General features: G+C 40.6%; 13 protein-coding genes. 7 read left to right on the forward strand and 6 right to left on the reverse strand.

What is annotated here, in order from left to right; all coding sequences use genetic code 11:
* The first annotated feature begins 364 nt into the window (after positions 1 to 364).
* Complete coding sequence (locus tag J1G40_RS14610; RefSeq protein ID WP_265243394.1) at positions 365 to 1,789, forward strand: anion permease; 1,425 nt, start codon at positions 365 to 367, stop codon at positions 1,787 to 1,789.
* Here J1G40_RS14610 and J1G40_RS14615 read toward each other — a convergent pair.
* Both J1G40_RS14615 and J1G40_RS14620 read right to left on the reverse strand, forming a co-directional pair.
* Complete coding sequence (locus J1G40_RS14615; RefSeq protein ID WP_265243396.1) at positions 1,784 to 4,498, reverse strand: TonB-dependent receptor; 2,715 nt, start codon at positions 4,496 to 4,498, stop codon at positions 1,784 to 1,786. The two genes, J1G40_RS14610 and J1G40_RS14615, sit on opposite strands and share 6 nt — an antisense overlap.
* Before the next feature lie 44 nt (positions 4,499 to 4,542).
* On the reverse strand, positions 4,543 to 5,385 hold the full coding sequence (locus tag J1G40_RS14620) for a GLPGLI family protein (RefSeq protein ID WP_265243453.1): 843 nt from the start codon (positions 5,383 to 5,385) through the stop codon (positions 4,543 to 4,545).
* A 199-nt stretch (positions 5,386 to 5,584) separates the two neighbouring features.
* On the opposite strand from J1G40_RS14620, the gene J1G40_RS14625 reads away from it, so the two are divergent.
* From J1G40_RS14625 to J1G40_RS14635, 3 genes are read left to right on the forward strand one after another with little or no spacing between them, the layout of a single operon-like run.
* A complete protein-coding gene (locus J1G40_RS14625; protein WP_265243397.1) occupies positions 5,585 to 6,706 on the forward strand; it encodes an FG-GAP repeat domain-containing protein in 1,122 nt (373 codons plus the stop codon).
* A gap of 16 nt (positions 6,707 to 6,722) precedes the next feature.
* Entirely contained in the window at positions 6,723 to 7,685 is a 963-nt protein-coding gene (locus tag J1G40_RS14630) for an MBL fold metallo-hydrolase (RefSeq protein WP_265243398.1), read from the forward strand.
* Between the two features lie 56 nt (positions 7,686 to 7,741).
* Positions 7,742 to 8,791, forward strand: a complete 1,050-nt coding sequence (locus tag J1G40_RS14635) for a glycosylase (RefSeq protein ID WP_265243399.1) — start codon at positions 7,742 to 7,744, stop codon at positions 8,789 to 8,791.
* A gap of 89 nt (positions 8,792 to 8,880) precedes the next feature.
* Here J1G40_RS14635 and J1G40_RS14640 read toward each other — a convergent pair whose 3' ends face one another.
* Complete coding sequence (locus tag J1G40_RS14640; RefSeq protein ID WP_265243400.1) at positions 8,881 to 9,759, reverse strand: winged helix-turn-helix domain-containing protein; 879 nt, start codon at positions 9,757 to 9,759, stop codon at positions 8,881 to 8,883.
* Between the two features lie 133 nt (positions 9,760 to 9,892).
* Here J1G40_RS14640 and J1G40_RS14645 point away from each other — a divergent pair, with 133 nt between their 5' ends.
* Entirely contained in the window at positions 9,893 to 10,702 is an 810-nt protein-coding gene (locus tag J1G40_RS14645) for an energy transducer TonB (RefSeq protein WP_265243401.1), read from the forward strand.
* Positions 10,703 to 10,866: 164 nt separating this feature from the next.
* Here J1G40_RS14645 and rpsA read toward each other — a convergent pair whose 3' ends face one another.
* On the reverse strand, positions 10,867 to 12,696 hold the full coding sequence (gene rpsA / locus J1G40_RS14650; protein ID WP_265243402.1) for a 30S ribosomal protein S1: 1,830 nt from the start codon (positions 12,694 to 12,696) through the stop codon (positions 10,867 to 10,869).
* Positions 12,697 to 12,954: 258 nt separating this feature from the next.
* On the opposite strand from rpsA, the gene J1G40_RS14655 reads away from it, so the two are divergent.
* Positions 12,955 to 13,335 (forward strand): LysM peptidoglycan-binding domain-containing protein, encoded by a 381-nt coding sequence (locus J1G40_RS14655; protein WP_265243403.1) that lies wholly within the window; start codon positions 12,955 to 12,957, stop codon positions 13,333 to 13,335.
* A 62-nt stretch (positions 13,336 to 13,397) separates the two neighbouring features.
* Here J1G40_RS14655 and cmk read toward each other — a convergent pair whose 3' ends face one another.
* Both cmk and lon read right to left on the reverse strand, forming a co-directional pair.
* Positions 13,398 to 14,093, reverse strand: coding sequence for a (d)CMP kinase (gene cmk, locus J1G40_RS14660; protein WP_265243404.1), 696 nt, complete (start codon positions 14,091 to 14,093; stop codon positions 13,398 to 13,400).
* Between the two features lie 85 nt (positions 14,094 to 14,178).
* Positions 14,179 to 16,629, reverse strand: coding sequence for an endopeptidase La (lon, locus tag J1G40_RS14665; RefSeq protein WP_265243454.1), 2,451 nt, complete (start codon positions 16,627 to 16,629; stop codon positions 14,179 to 14,181).
* Between the two features lie 218 nt (positions 16,630 to 16,847).
* On the opposite strand from lon, the gene J1G40_RS14670 reads away from it, so the two are divergent.
* The gene (locus J1G40_RS14670; RefSeq protein ID WP_265243405.1) at positions 16,848 to 17,399 is read left to right on the forward strand and encodes an RNA polymerase sigma factor; all 552 of its coding nucleotides are present in this window, start codon (positions 16,848 to 16,850) and stop codon (positions 17,397 to 17,399) included.

Raw genomic sequence — 17,399 nt, forward strand, 5'->3', positions numbered from 1 at the left:
TTTAACCAAGAAGACAAAATATTGCCTATTGGCAAAGAAGCACCTCCTGGTACCATCGCAAATGGATAGCTCCGGATATTTATAAAGCACCCCCATTTGGCGATTTTAATTTGGGCCAGGACGCTCTACTGGATTATATATTGTCTTATTGGGCAAAATAGGCCGTGTTGCTAACTACTAATAAGTACCCCTTCCCTTAAGATTAAGTGAAACAAAACAGATTTTCATTATCTTAATAGAGCTTTAGTTTTAAATAGCGAATTATGGATACGCTGAGAGACCAATGGGTGCTTGGCAAAGCCATGTAAAAGATTTTAAAACTCTGGAGTCAATTACTTAAATAGTCCAATTCTAATTTATTTAAGTGGATAAACCATCGAACAGCCCTCGGAAATTTCTCTGGGTAAAACGGATTTTTACCCTCTTGGTTGGGATAACCATCTGGCACTTGCCGGTCCCTTGGGAACTGTCTGCAGATGCCTGGCATTTGTTTGCCATTTTTATTACCGCAATCATAGGGGTTTTAATTAATGCCCTGTCTATTTTTACAGCCTCTATTCTTGCATTGGTTGCTGTAGTGCTGCTAAGGGTACTTCCGCCTGAAAAAGCCTTTTCAGGATTCTCAGAGAGTTTTATCCTCTTAATTTTAGCTGCTTTTTTGGTGGCCAAAGGCGTTATTAAGTCGGGTCTGGGTAGGCGGATTGCCTTTCTGCTGATTCGTCAATTTGGGAAATCTACCCTAAACCTGGGGTACTGTATTGTTGCCACAGACACCCTGTTGGGACCAGCCATTCCAAGTAACACAGCAAGGTCTGGTATTCTTTATCCCATTACGCATGCATTGGCCCTGGACACCGGATCCCAGCCTACGCCTGAGGGTAGAAAGAAAACCGGGAGCTATCTAATGATGACTGCCATATCGGGGCACACTATAAGCTCTGCCCTATGGTTAACCGGTATGGCCGCCAACCCGGTAGGAGCAGGTATTGCTGCTCAATTTGGAGTAAATATGAATTTTGGGAACTGGGTATTTGTAGCTTCAGTGCCTTGTATTGTTGCCCTAATTACCATTCCGCTGTTACTATATAAACTATTCCCTCCAGAAATTAAGCACACCCCGGAAGCTCCCAAAATGGCCAGGGAAGCGCTGGGTAAAATGGGACCTATGAGCAGGCGAGAATGGATTATGGGCATTACTTTCTTTGGGATGATCCTCCTTTGGGCTTTTTCCCCTGTATTGAATTTAAACCTGGCTATCGTGGCCTTTCTTGGCTTATCTATTCTGATATTGTCTAATGTATACACCCTTGAAGATATCAGAGAGGGTGCCGGAGATGCCCTCGAAACTTATGTATGGTTTGCCATTTTATATATGATGAGTGCCGCCCTGAACGACCTGGGCTTTATGAAAACGCTGGGAGCCCAAATTGCGACCTATATAGGGGATTATAATTGGGTTACGGTGTATCTGCTTTTAACGCTTCTGTACGTGGCTATTCACTATCTTTTTGTGAGTCAGACCGCACATTTACTGGCCTTATACGCAGTTTTCCTACAAGTAGCGGTTAATGCGGAAGTACCGGTGGCCCTTATGGCTTTTATGCTCTCTTTTGCTACCAATTATTTTGCCGTAATTACCCCCCAGGCCTCGAGCTCCAATGTAATTTTTGCCGGAAGTGGCTATTTACCCTCCGGAGACATCTATAAACAAGGTGCCATTATCACGGTCTTAAATACCCTCATTTTCCTTCTTGCAACCCCCTGGATCCTCTGGGCTTCATCATTATAAGGTATATACAAATCTAAAGGTCAGGAATCTGGGCTGAATAAAAGTTTCAGAAGTAAATACAGACAAATTATTGGCGCTGTTCCTAAGCTGTGCATCGATATCTAAAATATTGGTGGCCTTGATCTCGTATTCCCATTTGGCATCTTTATTCTTTCTATAGGAAATTGTAGCATCCCAATTCTGGAACGACTGAGAGTCCCCATTGCCCAAATCCTGATCTGTATAGGTGTAGTTGGTCCGGAAGGTCACAGATTTCCAGATATAGGCATCGAATTCCACAGAGGGTGCATTGGTGACAAATTTGGTTTTACCCCCACCCTGATCATTGTTAGTAACACTGTATCGGTATCTTAGGTTAATATTCGGGGCTACTTTAAAATTAGTTCTGATACCCGGGGTATAGGTTTGTGTATAGCCTTCATTGAGCGATTGCTGCCCCTGGATAAACTGATTAATTTTGCTGTAGTTAAAACTGGCATTCAGGCTGGCCCTGACCTTACCAAAAGTTCGTTGTACACGGCCAAATACATTGACATTTTCATCTGCAAAATTTGAATTAAAGAAAGTACTCGTCCGAATTACATTTTCGAAATCGGTTAAGCTTCTGATCTGATCAATATTGCTGGAATATGCAGCTCTTGCAAAAACGTTGGTATAGTTAAAGAGATTGAAACTACTGTAAAATAAACTCACATTATGAGACAGGGCGTTCTGAAGGTCTGGCTCCCCATATTGAATACTATTGAAGTTGTTCAACACCAATCCTTCGGCTAATCTGGTTACATCAGTAAACTGATTGCGCATTTCGTACCTAAGCGTAAGTGCCTCACTCTTTTTAAACTGGATCCGTGTTTCAAAATCTGGTAAAAACCTGAAGAAATTATCCTTAAAGGTTGCTCCGAATTGAATATTCTTATTCCCATAAGAATGTACCGAAAAACCGGGGGTGATGGTAAATTTCCCTGTTTTCACCCGATAATGCACCCCCAGGTAAATATCGCTGAAATTATACTCCGTATCATTGGAGGCTAGACCATCATTAAAACTCGGGACAGGATTCAAAAGATTCCCATCTCCAAGGAACTGGAAAATATTGGAATTAAACTCTTGCCTGCTCAAAATGGCCCCAAGGGTAAAGTTGATATTGCTTTTGGTATTAAGGATGTTGTAATAGTCAAGTTTGGCATCTAGCTGATTAGACTTAATCCGCCTGTCCTGACCCAGGTCATAATTCGTAAGAGAAGTATCTAAACCCAGGGCCTCAGCAGTAGTATCAAAAGCATCCTGCCCATTTGGATCATTGTCTAGCACAGCATTATAAAAGGGATCCTCGTTTTTTAATAAATGCTGCGCCTCAAAGGCAAATATATTGGTGGCATTTGCCGTGTAGTAATAGTTGATATTCTGATTAAGGCTATATGGCGTGACTTCATCCAATTGGGTGGTATTGCCGATAACAGATGAAAAAGCATTCCGATTTTGGGAATCGTTAGATACCCGCGCCAGTAGGTCATAGTCTAGCTGATTATTAATATCGGGCTGGTAAGAGGCACTGAGTTTTAATAATCCCTGGTTAGATCGTTCATTGCTCGTTTGCTCCGTGGCTTCATCCGGGATACCCAATGCCGGATCCGTATACCTTATAAAATTTGCTTCTTTTGATACAACGCGACTACTATTGTAAATGAAGAATCCACTTAAATCCAGTACCTGACTTGGAGAGTAACTAAAATTTCCTGTGGCCAGTTTGTTTTCAATTTCCAGAGCATTGTCCTGGCTGGTCAGGAAATTGAGATTGTTATCGCCAAGATTAATATTTGTTCCGCTACTCCTGCTGGGCGCCCTGAATCCTCCTCCAAAATTACGTATGTCCCGTCTGGTCAGAGCAACTTCACCGGTATTGTTCAGATCCCCAATAAAATTAAGGCTGTATTTAGGACTGTAATAAAACAGCTTAGGCTGCAAAAGATAGAGTTCTTTATCTGGCGAGCTACCGGCACCAACTGTTATGTTTCCAAACCAAAAGCTCTCTTTTCCCTCTTTCAGTTTAATATTCATGGCCACATTGTCCTGATTATTGGTTACACTCCTTAATTGGCCCACCTCGGAGTAGTTTCTCAATACCTGGATTTTATCAACTGCTTTCGAGGGAATATTTTTTGTTGCCAGTTTGGTATCCCCATCAAAAAAATCTTTCCCATTCACCATTAATTTATTGACCACTTTCCCCTCTACCTCTATCTGCCCGTCTTCATTGATCTCCACACCAGGTAAATTTTCCAGAACGTCTTCTAACTTTCTTTCTGTTCCGTTATTAAAAGAATCTGCATTGTATACCAGGGTATCTCCCCTTACGGCTACAGGCATTTCATAAACAAGTTCTACCTCGTCCAGGACTATGTTAGGCCTAAGGGTATAATCTTTGGTAATATCACTTTCTTCCGTAGAAATCAGCTCTTTAAAAGTGGCCATACCTATGTAGCTGATCTGGATCTGATAGCTGCCATTCTTACCCAGCTCTAACCGAAATTGCCCCTGTTCATTGGTTATACCGTAAGATTCCATGCCATTGGTTTCCTGATTTATGGCGATCACATTGGCTAACTCCAGTGGATTATTTATACTATCTCGCACCACGCCCTCAAGCTTAACCTGAGCATAGGTAATGCCAGCTACAAAAAGTAGCGCAATACAAAATATATTCTTCATGTTTATTTTTAGTTGCAGTTTTGGCGTAGTGTTCAAAATGGGGATTATCTACTGCGTCTTCTGCCCCGCATGTCTCTCATTTCCTGCATCTTCTCGGAAATTGTCACCTGATACTCACTTTTGGAAATGACCTTCCCTTTGTCCGGAGCTTCTATTTTTATTTTCTCTTTGGGGTTCATTACAATTTTAGAGCATAACATAGTTGTATTCCCCGCACTTACTTCCAATATAAGACCAGGAAGCCCCCAATATTCACCGGGGCCATGCCCTACAGGTATTTGGGGAGTGTACCAGGCTTCTACCTCTGTCATTTGTATTTCAGGTACTGTGGGTTCAACATTAGTGGAATCTGACTCCTGATTAGCATTTGCCCGTCTGAGATTACTCCAGGAAAAATCGTACCAGGTTAATTCCAATGTAGGTATAGATGCTGTGGCTTTAAAACACATATACTGGCCTATTTGCTTTTGTTCTCCTCCCATTTTCCAATCTATGGCCTGTAAATTATCCTTGACCAAAAATTGTTTTCCATAGAATTCCTGACTCTGAACCAGGGCATTCTCCTTCACATTTTTATACTGTTCCCCCCTTGAGAAATTTTTGCCCCAGGAATCTGTGGCTCCTGAAATGGCATCCAATTTATCTTCTTCTTTAAATACCGATGCCTCCTTGTTGAAATTCAATACAAAGGTTTTTTCCAATCTATTTTTAAGGCGTGCCTGTATTTGTTTTTTTTGAGCTTCACTCATTCTGGCTCCCCAATTACCTAGCTCCATTGTGGATTTGGAGAAATATATGGCCTGGCCCTGAAATTCCTGTACATTGGGCGTATGAGACATCAATAATAAAAAAGCGAGAAAACTGAATTTAAAGAGGATAGATTTCATGGTTGGCATCAGATATTGATTATTTTGTTTAACAAATATATATAAAGGTTAAACATTTTGTATCTGGTTTATTAAAACATTAACAGAATGCTCCTGTTAAGACATGTGGCATATTAAGTAAAATAACCAAGACCCATTACTATTATTATTACTTTGCAGGAGATAGCGATTAACTAATCAACGATTACAAGTACACTATATGCCAACCAAAATTATATTTACCACCCTCTTATTTTGTTTGATATTTCAAACGGGCCACACCCAAAATAATGAATTGATATCTAACGGACGACTAATACTGGGCACCTATACGGAGCGCACTGCATCTGTAGCTGTTGGTGATATAGACGGTGACGGCCATGCAGATATTATTGTAGCCAACGGCAGGCATTGGCCAGGTCAGAATAGAATTTTTATAAATAACGGCAAGGGAATATTTACTGTAGAAAAGAATTTAGGGGAGCAAAGGGCTACCAGCTATGCAGCCGAACTAGCCGATTTTGACAATGATGGCGACCTGGACATTGCGGTGGGCAACGACATGGCCCCCAACTATATCTATACCAATGATGGCAAAGGCAATTTTTCAAGGAGCACTGCTTTTGGTATGGCCTATGCCCCTACCAGAAACTTAACATTGGCAGACCTGGACCAGGACGGCGACACCGACATCCTTATTACCAACCGGGGCAGACCCAATGAAATATGTTTGAATAATGGTAAAGGAAGCTTTCCTGAAAATATGAGTTTTGGCGATCGTTCGGATGCTACCATTGATGTGGAGATTGCTGATATGAATAATGACGGGGATCCGGATCTGGTCCTGGCCAACAGAGATGAACAAACCAATTATGTGTACTTAAACGATGGTAAGATGGGGTTTTTTAAAAAGATACCTTTCGGAACGGGCAGTGATAATACTAGATCTGTAGGTGTTTCTGATTTTAATGATGACGGCCTGGCAGATATTGCTGTTGCCAATATAGGTGCGCCCAATATCATCTATTTTGGCCACAATACCGCTCCCTATAGTACTTCTATTACGTTTGATGCTTCTGAGCAGAAGAGTTATGCAGTAGCCGTGGCCGATCTTGACGCAGATAGCGACATGGATATCATAATAGGAAATGCCGGCGGTCCCAATGTCGTTTTTTGGAATTCCGAACAAGGCCAGAACTGGGCAAGTACCCCACTATCAGATGAAGAATTAATAACATATGATATAATTTCATCAGATGTAAACAATGATGGCCTGATGGATATTCTTGAGGCCAACTCCGATGCTATTAACCGCTACTATTTTAACCGTGCAAAAAATTAGATATAATCCGATACCTATGATTACCATAAAAAAATTTGATCTACCCTCATGGAAAGACATGCTGTTTAAGCTACTTGGGGCCTTCATAGTAATGTTACCACTGCTTTCAACGGCACAGACCCCCCCAATACAACTTAAATATCTGGGCACCGCTGGCTGGGAAATTACCGATGGAGAGATTACCGTACTGGTAGACCCTTATATTTCGCGTTTTAAGCTGGGCACGGGTCCTGGAATTAGTCCGGATGATAAACGGGCAACGGTACTGCGCACAGATATTGCTGTATCGGATTCTACTTCTATAGATAGCTTAATTACCAGAGCCGACTTTATCCTGGTGCATCATTCACATTTCGATCATCTTGCCGATGTCCCCTATATTGCTCATAAAACCAAGGCAAAAGTCATAGGCACCGAAACTACTTGTAATATACTACGAGGGTATGGTATCCCCGATGAGCAATTATACCCGGTAAAAGGAGGGGAAGATTACCAGTTTAATAATTTTGCCATCAGGGTGATCCCTTCTATTCATTCTGCCTTAAACGAAAAACACTACATAGATAACAGGGTATATTCTGAAGTGCCCAAGACGCCACTTAAAGTATCTGAATTTATAGAAGGTGGCTCGCTAATGTTTCTTGCCCGTTTTGCCAATCATCATGTACTCACCATGGGCTCTATGAATTTTGTTGAAAGTGAAGTAAAAGGACTGGAGCCGGATATCCTATTGGCTGGGGTTAACCGGTCGCAACTGGGTCTTTATAAATACAACGAACGCCTACTGGCCAGCACCAATTACCCCGGGGTGATTATTCCTACCCATTGGGATAATTTTAGACTTCCCTACGGGTTTTCACAAGAATCAGGGGTTAAGGATAAGCTAATGCCTTTTAAAGTAGACGTTAAAAAACTCGCACCTCAAATAAAGGTCATTATTCCAAAACATTTGGAAACTATCACGATAGATAAAATGTAAAATGTTTATTGCAGGGTATCCAAGAAGCATAGTGCAGGATATGAATTACTTATAGGATGAAGAATTTTCTGGTTTTGGTTGCGGCAGCAATTCTCTTTGGCGCTTGTAAAGAAAAGGATACTTTGGTAAACAAGGAGGTATCCCGGCAGGTAATGGAAGATATCTACAATGAGATTAAAACTCCTTTTAAATACGGCATTGTGGTCCGGCATCCGGATACTACCAAAATGGTCGACTCGCCCACAATATTTCGCCAAAACGACACCTGGTATATGACCTATATCGTGTATGATGGCCAGGGCTATGAAACGTGGCTGGCAAAAAGTGAAGACCTGCTAAATTGGAATACAAAAGGAAGAATATTGTCTTTTACAGAAGACAGTTGGGATGCCAACCAAAAAGCAGGATACGTATCCCTTGTCAATACCAAATGGGGTGGTGACTATGCCGTAGAAAATTATCAGAAGAACTATTGGCTGACCTACCTGGGAGGCAAAACTGCTGGCTATGAATCCGGGACTTTAAAAATTGGCCTGGCCAATACTTCTAATGTTACCAGGGCTGAAGAATGGAACAGGATTACTACTCCCCTATTGTCTCCCGAAGATGAAGAGGCGCGCTGGTTTGACAACAAGACGATTTATAAAAGTTTGGTCATTCGGGATAAAGAAAAACACACAGGGCACCCTTTTGTGATGTATTATAATGCCAAAGGAGTTACTGCCGACTATGAAAGTATCGCCATGGCCGTTTCAGACAATATGAAAGATTGGCAACGATATGGAGAAAACCCTGTAATCAGCAGGGGAAAAGGCATTTGTGGCGATGCGCAGATTGCAAAAATAGGTGATGTTTATGTGATGTTCTATTTTGGGGCCTTCTGGAAACCCGGTGCTTTTGAGAGGTTTGCCTGCTCTTACGATTTAATACATTGGACAGACTGGGACGGGGAAGATCTACTGGCGCCTTCAGAAGATTACGATAAAACCTATGCCCACAAACCCTGGGTAATTAAATGGAAGGGAGTGGTTTACCACTTCTATAATGCGGTTGGGAACAAGGGCAGGGTAATTGCTTTGGCCACATCAAAAGATCTGAGGAAATGAATTTTTAATAAACTTTCGTACAACTTAAAACCCAAAACTTCCCCTGGGGTATAAACAAATTTTAATGGCCATTTTGGAGGTATTATTCTCTAAATATCCAATACGAGTTTGTAGCCCACCCCCCGAATATTTACAATTTTCACTTTAGAATCAAATTCCAGTTTCTTCCTCAACTTGGAAATAAACACATCTAGTGTTCTGCCGACATAGTCGCCCTGGTCTCCCCAAACCATATTTAGAAGTACTTCTCTTTCAACGGTGGTATTTGCATCAGTATATAGCAAGTGGAGTAGATCTGCTTCTTTACTACTGAGCTCTATTTTTTGATCCCTTATAATAAGTTCTGTATTCCGCTTGTCAAAAAGGTATTCACCCATACTGATTAAATTAGGGTCTGTCTTAGATCTGGCTAATCGCTTCCAAAGTATAAAGAGTATTACGAGTAATAGCAAGACCAGTGCACCCGAATTATAAGGATTAAGGTATGTCGGTTGTGTTGCAACAGCAACTGCTGCGGTATCCTCCTGCTGAGCTAGCTGAAAAGTAAATAATAAACTGTAACAAGATTTTGGTTGTAATCTTGCTCCGCAGGGTATAATGTCAGATTGCTCTAAATCGTCTATTTTAAAGCTGTAGACCACCTCCTCGCTGGCACACTCTTCCACCGCTACGATATAATTTCTGGCTATTCCAGATTGCCGAATAACACTATCAACAGTTGCTGCCAATTGCTGAGGACTGAACTCGAATGGAGCTTCAAATCTAATTCTGAATCGGTCATTTTCTCTTTTTATGGGCAATACCCGTGAAGTACTATCTCCTGAATTAAGTAACAGCTGATGCCCTATCATTCTTAAGGAGACTTCTATATGTTGCTCCTCCTGAGGCGATTGTGCACAGCTATGATTTGGAACCGCTAAATATCCTGCCAGGATCAATACCAGGATTTTGAATTGTTTGAAACTCATATTACAAATCTATTTCAATCTGGATCAATAGGAAATGTTTTACAGAAGATTTACACTATTTTACATAGGAACTACAAACCAGAGCGTTTATCCACAATACATTTGGTAGTAATAATTTAAAATATTCAGAGATATGAAAAAACGCATTCTAGTTTTTAGTACAGTATTAGCAGCCCTGGGACTCACGGCTTTTGGTTTTATCAACACCACCAATACGGTGACCGTAGCAGAAGTAATAACAAACAAAAAAGCAATTGCTCCCGGAGCGGCTGTTGAAGGACCTGTTGTGGAAAAGGATCGGCCAGACTTCCGTTATGATATCAATACCAGATATTTAATGACCGTATCAAAAAAGAAGCTGCAACAGGCGAAATCAATAAAAGATATTCTTCCTTATGACTGGACAGATTTTGTAGTGTCTTACAAAAAGGTAAGTGTAAATATTATTGAAAATAATGAGCGGACAGAAATCAGAGCTACCGGCACCAGTGAGGTACTTACCCAGGACCAGTTGCAACTTTTGCAATCTGCGGACTACTCGACCAATATATTAATCAGGGCGGACTATATGGAGAAACATGAAGAAAGCGGGGAATTAACCTCCAATTATTTTACCCCACATATGACGGTTGTACCCACACAACAAGCGGTATATCTAGATGGTAAGGATGCCCTTATCAAATACCTCAAAGAAAACAGTCGGGAGTTTACCTCCAATGTGGAAAAGGGAAAATTGCAGCCTGGGAGGTTAAATTTTACAGTTTCTAAAAATGGGACCATTTCTGCAGTTGAATTAGAATCTACTTCTGGCTATCCCGTGATAGATAAAACCATGAAAGCCCTGATCACCAATATGCCTGGGGAATGGGAACCAGCGGAAAATGCCAAAGGAGAAAAAGTAGCTCAAAAACTGGTCTTTTTCTATGGAATAATAGGCTGTTAATTCTACCGTATTTTAAATTTTTAAAGGCCTTAAGATTGGAAAATATGATGCTATTAACTGTGATTTAAACACGGTAGAAACAGCTGTCAACTCCAATGGCCGTTTTAGAACAAAAAAGCCCCGGTAGAAATACCAGGGCTTTTTATTATGTAAACAAAAGGGGCTTATTTCTTCCCTTCCATTTTATCTTTCAACGCCTGCAATTGCTCATTGGCATCACCTAACGTAGGTTTGTTTTCCTCGGCAGATGAAGCGGCCTTCTTCTTGGCTGCTCTTACATTACGTTGTTCCTCTTCTCTGAAGATAGCGGTATGACTCGCTACCACTCTCTTGAATTCCTTATTGAATTCAATGATCTTAAATTCAGCTTCTTCACCTTTGCCCAACTTCTTACCATCTTCTTTTTCTAAATGACGTTGTGGTACAAATGCAGTAATATCTTCGTTAAAATCTATCACCGCCCCTTTATCTACTATTTCTGTAATAGCAGCTTTATGAGTGGTTCCAAGAGCAAATTCTTTTTCGTATTTATCCCAGGGATTGTCTGTAGTTTGTTTGTGACCCAAACTAAGTTTACGGCCTTCAACATCTAACTCTAGTACTTCAACTTCTAAAGTATCTCCTACAGTTACAAATTCTGATGGGTGCTTAATCTTCTTGGTCCAGGAAAGGTCAGAGATATAAATTAATCCGTCTATACCCTCTTCCAATTCAACGAATACCCCAAAATTGGTAAAGTTCCTTACAATTCCTTTGTGTTTAGAACCTACAGGATATTTTGTTGTGATATCTGTCCATGGATCAGGAGTAAGTTGCTTAATACCAAGAGACATCTTACGATCTTCTCTGTCTAGTGTTAATACAACCGCCTCTAACTGATCTCCAACTTTTACAAAATCTTGTGCAGATCTCAAGTGTGTAGACCAGGACATTTCAGAAACGTGGATAAGTCCTTCAACTCCTTCAGCAACTTCAAGGAAAGCACCATAGTCAGCAATGACTACCACTTTTCCTTTTACCTTATCACCAATTTTGATCTCATCTCCAAGGGCATCCCAAGGGTGTTTCTCCAATTGCTTAAGTCCAAGCTGAATTCTGGATTTGTTATCATCAAAATCAAGAATAACCACATTGAGTTTCTGGTCTAATTCCACAACTTCGTTAGGGTGGTTTATTCTACTCCAGCTAAGGTCTGTAATATGTACAAGGCCGTCTACTCCTCCAAGGTCTATAAATACCCCATAAGAAGTGATGTTTTTCACAACACCTTCCAGTACCTGTCCTTTTTCTAACTGGCTGATGATCTCTTTCTTCTGTTCTTCGATATCGGCTTCGATCAGGGCTTTGTGTGAAACCACCACGTTTTTAAATTCGTGATTAATCTTCACTACTTTAAACTCCATGTTCTTACCAACATATTGATCGTAGTCGCGAATAGGCTTAACATCAATCTGTGAACCTGGAAGGAAGGCCTCAATGCCAAAGACATCTACAATCATACCTCCTTTAGTTCTGCATTTAACAAACCCTGTAACTACTTCCTCATTATCATGAGCTGCATTTACTCTGTCCCATGCCATAATGGTTCTGGCCTTTCTGTGAGAAAGTACCAACTGACCACTTTTGTCCTCTCTGATATCAATAAGTACCTCAACCTTGTCACCAATTTTAAGATCCTGATTGTATCTGAATTCATTTAGAGAAATAACCCCTTCAGACTTTGCATTGATATCAATGATAGCCTCACGGTCTGTAAGATGAGTAACTGTACCTTCAACCACTTCTTCATCAGCGGTATCCACAAAATTTTCGGCAACGAGTTTTTCAAACTCTTCCAACTTGGATTCGTCAACCCGCTCTATACCTTCTTCATACTTATCCCAGTCAAAGTTTTCCAAAAACTCCTTAGGATCTTGTTTAGGTGCAGTTTCTTTTACTTCTTGTTTTACCTCGGCAGTTTCTGCTACCTCAGTTGTTGTTTTTTCTTCAGCCATTGCTGATATTAATTTGTATTCTGCAGTTGTACAAGAGTTAAACGATTACCGCAGAAGCTGTTATTAGTTTATGTCTTTTCCCTTTTACCTCTTGATTATTCGCAAAAAAGGAGTGCAAAAATACAATTAAATTATTGTTTTAACAATAGCAATCTTACTTCGTACAGACATCCTTCCCAATTTCTATTAAAAAGTGGTAAAATCTTATGAGAATTTGTATATTCCATGCCGTAAATATTAACCATTAAATAAACAAATATGAGTGTAAAAGGAAAGTATCAACCAGTATTGTCTCTTGGAGAACAATTGGGGATCAAAGATGGGAATGTAACTGAAGAAAATGGCATTTTAAAAGTAAAAGGACAGGCCGGAACCCAGTACGAAAAGAACCTCATCTGGGATAAAATAAAAGAAATTGGAGGAGATCATCCGTCAGACATTAAAGCAAATATCACGGTTGAGGACGAGTCTGTTTATCACAGGCATGTGGTTCAAAGTGGAGAATCGCTTAGTAAAATAGCCAAGCACTATTATGGCGATCCTATGAAATACAAGCAGATTTTTTCTGCCAATACCAACATTCTTAGTAATCCGGATGTAATTCATCCAGATCAGGTATTGGTTATTCCTAACCTATAAGCATTTATAGTATACAATACTCGAAGGCCTTGAAAGCGATAAAACATTGCTATTCAAGGCCTTTATTTATGCTTTGCTATCACCCTTAGTGCAAAGTTGTAGATCCTTTCAAATTGCTCTTCCAGGCCCATATCTCCATTATCAAACTCAATAGCGTCGTCTGCTTTTAATAATGGCGATATCTCGCGATGCGAATCTATATAGTCCCTGTTCTGAACATTCTTAAGTACCTCTTCATATTTTACTTCTTCACCTCTTTCAAGTAGCTCTTTATATCTTCTATGTGCCCTTACCTCTGGAGAAGCCGTCATAAATATTTTCAATTCCGCATCCGGAAAAACCACAGTGCCAATGTCCCGGCCATCCATAACAATACCCTTTTCCCTGCCCATTTTCTTTTGCATATCTACCAGCTTGTAACGCACCTGTTCTACTGTGGCTATCTGGCTTACATACTTGGAGACTTCCAGAGACCTGATTTCCTTCTCCACATTTTCATCATTAAGATACATTTCGGAAAAGCCCAGTTCTTTGTTATAAATAAACTTCAGTTGTAATCTTGGGAGCAATTTAATAAGGGCGGAAATATTATTTTGTTTCCCGCCTATAAATCCATTTCGAAGCGCAAATAAGGTAACAGCCCGGTACATCGCGCCGGTATCCACATATACGTAGCCTAAAGCCTTAGCAAGTTGCTTTGCCAATGTGCTCTTACCAGTAGAAGAGAATCCATCGATAGCTACCGTAATCTTTCCCATTAGTTAAAAATAGAGAGAATTGCTGGTTTGGGAAATAGATTAAGGATAATATTGCTGCCATCCACCCATAATCGGTCTTTACCCCTTATAATTGTTTAGCGTCTTTTACTTTTTGATTGGTTATGGCGATATCTATTACCTCCCTCATATCAGACACAAAATGAAACTTCAGTCCTTTTAGGTACTCTTGTTTAATCTCCATAATGTCTTTCCTGTTATCTTCAGACAAGATGATCTCTTTTATCCTTGCTCTTTTGGCTGCAAGGATTTTCTCCTTGATGCCCCCTACCGGAAGTACCTTTCCCCTAAGGGTGATCTCACCAGTCATAGCAAGGCTTTTCTTTACCTTTTTCTGGGCAAATAAGGAAACCAGGGAAGTAAGCATAGTAATACCCGCACTGGGGCCATCTTTTGGAGTTGCTCCTTCAGGTACGTGGATATGCACATTGTATTTATCAAAAACTTCCGGGTCTATCCCAAATTTCTCTGCATTAGATTTGATAAACTCCATCGCAATGGTGGCCGACTCTTTCATTACCTTTCCAAGGTTTCCGGTAATGTTCAGGGTTCCCTTTCCTCTGGATAATATAGACTCTATAAAAAGAATATCTCCACCCACGCGGGTCCATGCGAGTCCGGTGACTACGCCTGCAACATCGTTATTCTCATATTTATCGCGTTCCATTCTTGCAGGGCCCAGAATCTTCTCAACATCTTCATTGGTAATGGTAATATTGTATTCTTCTTCTGTAGCTATAGATTTTGCTGCATATCTCACTGTTTTGGCGATCTGCTTTTCTAATCCCCTCACACCAGATTCCCGGGTATACCCCTCTACAATCTTTTCCAGTTGCCTTTTACCAATTTTAAGATGTTTGGAGGTGAGCCCGTGTTCCTCTAATTGTTTTGGCAATAAATGACGCTTGGCAATCTCTACCTTTTCCTCAATGGTGTACCCAGTCACGTTAATAATTTCCATCCTGTCTAACAAGGCGGGTTGTATGGTAGATAAATTATTGGCCGTAGCAATAAACATTACTTTAGAAAGGTCATAGCCCATTTCCAGAAAGTTATCGTAAAATTCACTGTTTTGCTCAGGGTCCAGTACTTCCAGCATAGCCGAAGACGGATCTCCCTGGTGACTGGCAGTTAGTTTATCTATTTCATCAAGTATAAATACCGGGTTAGATGTCCCGGCTTTCTTGATACTTTGAATAATTCGTCCTGGCATGGCACCAATATAAGTTTTGCGGTGTCCTCTTATTTCACCTTCATCGCGCAGCCCACTTAGGGACACCCTAACATATTCTCTGCCCAAAGCCTCAGCAACAGATTTACCCAGGGAGGTCTTACCCACTCCAGGAGGACCGTAAAGGCAAAGAATAGGAGATTTCATATCGTTGCGAAGTTTTAGTACCGCCAGATATTCTATAATCCTGCGCTTGACATCCTCTAGTCCGTAATGGTCTCTGTTTAATATTTTCTCAGCGCGCTTAAGATCAAATTTATCTTTAGAATAGGCATTCCAGGGAAGCTCCAAAAACAGGTCCAGGTAATTGCGCTGAATAGAATATTCGGCTACCTGGGGGTTCATACGCTGCAGTTTGGACAGTTCCTTTTCAAAATGCTCCTTCTCCTTTTTACCCCATTTCTTGTCCTTGGCTTTGAGCTGCATTTCCTGGATCTCTTCATCATAGGAGACCCCGCCCAGTTCTTCCTGGATGGTTTTCATCTGCTGATGCAAGAAGTATTCACGCTGCTGTTGATCCATATCCGTGCGTACCTTAGACTGGATGTCGTTTTTCAACTCTAACTGTTGAAGTTCCACATTCATATACTTCAGTGCGGTTAGTGCACGCTCCTGCAGGTTGCCAATTTCTAACAACTCCTGCTTTTCTTTAACACTTAAGTTAAGGTTAGAGGAAACAAAATTGACCAGGAAAGAATTACTCTCAATATTCTTGATGGCAAAGGAAGCCTCAGATGGGATATTGGGGTTTTTCTTTATAATTAGCAGGGCTAGCTCTTTAATTGAATCTATGATTGCTGTAAACTCTTTGTCTTGCCTTTCTGGTCTGATTTCGGCAGCCTCACGGATGGTTGCGCTCATATAGGGTTGTTCTGTAAGCACTTCAGCTATCTCGAAACGCTTTTTCCCCTGTATGATTACCGTGGTATTACCATCAGGCATTTGCAAAACTCTGAGAATTCTGGCTACGGTACCTAAAGTATTGATGTCTTTGATCCCCGGATTTTCAACTTCCTCATCCTTTTGGGAAACCACCCCAATGACTTTAGAACCGTTATTGGCATCCTTGATCAGGTTAATAGATTTATCCCGACCGGCGGTTATTGGAATAACCACCCCCGGAAACAATACGGTATTGCGCAGTGGCAAGATAGGTAAGGTCTCGGGCAGGCCTTCATTGTTCATTTCCTCTTCATCTTCAGGGGTTAAAAGCGGAATTAATTCTGCATCTTCCTCAATGCCCCCTAGCGACATATTGTCAAAATTTGAAAATTTAGCATCTCCCATATCAATATTATCAGTCATTCTGTCATTTACAGACAGAATTCTATCACTTTAAATTATAATTCAATTTTTATAAGAAGCTGGTTTCCAGTGTTTAAAATTACCACTTGCCCTGTTTCTTCTGTCTATTTAGACAATTGTTGTGCCATTTCAGGGAATATTTTCCTAAAAACTGTAACAATCCCTAAATTGATTCATCTATAAGACAAACCATTTACTTTTTGAGCCAAAGTTTAACACATACTGAAGACCTGTTGCAATTGTGTCTGGAAGGAAAGCAGACTGCGCAATTAGAAATTTACAATCGCTATTACAAGGCCATGTATAATACAGCTGTAAGGATTGTAAAAGACAGTGCGGAAGCCGAGGATGTGATGCAGGAATCGTTTTTAAATGCGTTTACGAAACTGAGCACATTCAAAGGAGATGTCACCTTCGGAGCCTGGTTAAAGAGGATTGTTATCAACAATAGTATTTACCATTACCGAAAGCAACAAAAGAAGCAGGAAGTTAATCTTGATGACATAATGTACAAGGTCGAAGATAATGATGAAGTTGGAAGGGATCATAGCGGTACAGAACTGAAGGCTCAAAAAGTGCTGGAAACTATGAAACGATTAAAAGACAATTACAGAATTTCTTTGACCTTACATTTAATCGAAGGATACGACTATGAAGAAGTGAGTCAGATAATGGATATCAGTTATGCCAATTGCAGAACAACGATATCGCGAGCAAAAGAAAGTTTGAGAAAGAAAATGATAAATGCCTGA

Source organism: Muriicola sp. Z0-33 (genome assembly GCF_026126425.1).
In the GTDB taxonomy this organism is placed as follows: domain Bacteria; phylum Bacteroidota; class Bacteroidia; order Flavobacteriales; family Flavobacteriaceae; genus JAFMPW01.

Excerpts from the sequence above, each read along its gene's own strand:
- J1G40_RS14615 (WP_265243396.1), bottom strand. The coding sequence starts at position 4,498 with ATGAAGAATATATTTTGTATTGCGCTACTTTTTGTAGCTGGCATTACC.
- J1G40_RS14620 (WP_265243453.1), bottom strand. The coding sequence starts at position 5,385 with ATGAAATCTATCCTCTTTAAATTCAGTTTTCTCGCTTTTTTATTATTG.
- J1G40_RS14625 (WP_265243397.1), top strand. The coding sequence starts at position 5,585 with ATGCCAACCAAAATTATATTTACCACCCTCTTATTTTGTTTGATATTT.
- J1G40_RS14630 (WP_265243398.1), top strand. The coding sequence starts at position 6,723 with ATGATTACCATAAAAAAATTTGATCTACCCTCATGGAAAGACATGCTG.
- J1G40_RS14635 (WP_265243399.1), top strand. The coding sequence starts at position 7,742 with ATGAAGAATTTTCTGGTTTTGGTTGCGGCAGCAATTCTCTTTGGCGCT.
- J1G40_RS14640 (WP_265243400.1), bottom strand. The coding sequence starts at position 9,759 with ATGAGTTTCAAACAATTCAAAATCCTGGTATTGATCCTGGCAGGATAT.
- J1G40_RS14645 (WP_265243401.1), top strand. The coding sequence starts at position 9,893 with ATGAAAAAACGCATTCTAGTTTTTAGTACAGTATTAGCAGCCCTGGGA.
- rpsA (WP_265243402.1), bottom strand. The coding sequence starts at position 12,696 with ATGGCTGAAGAAAAAACAACAACTGAGGTAGCAGAAACTGCCGAGGTA.
- J1G40_RS14655 (WP_265243403.1), top strand. The coding sequence starts at position 12,955 with ATGAGTGTAAAAGGAAAGTATCAACCAGTATTGTCTCTTGGAGAACAA.
- cmk (WP_265243404.1), bottom strand. The coding sequence starts at position 14,093 with ATGGGAAAGATTACGGTAGCTATCGATGGATTCTCTTCTACTGGTAAG.
- lon (WP_265243454.1), bottom strand. The coding sequence starts at position 16,629 with ATGGGAGATGCTAAATTTTCAAATTTTGACAATATGTCGCTAGGGGGC.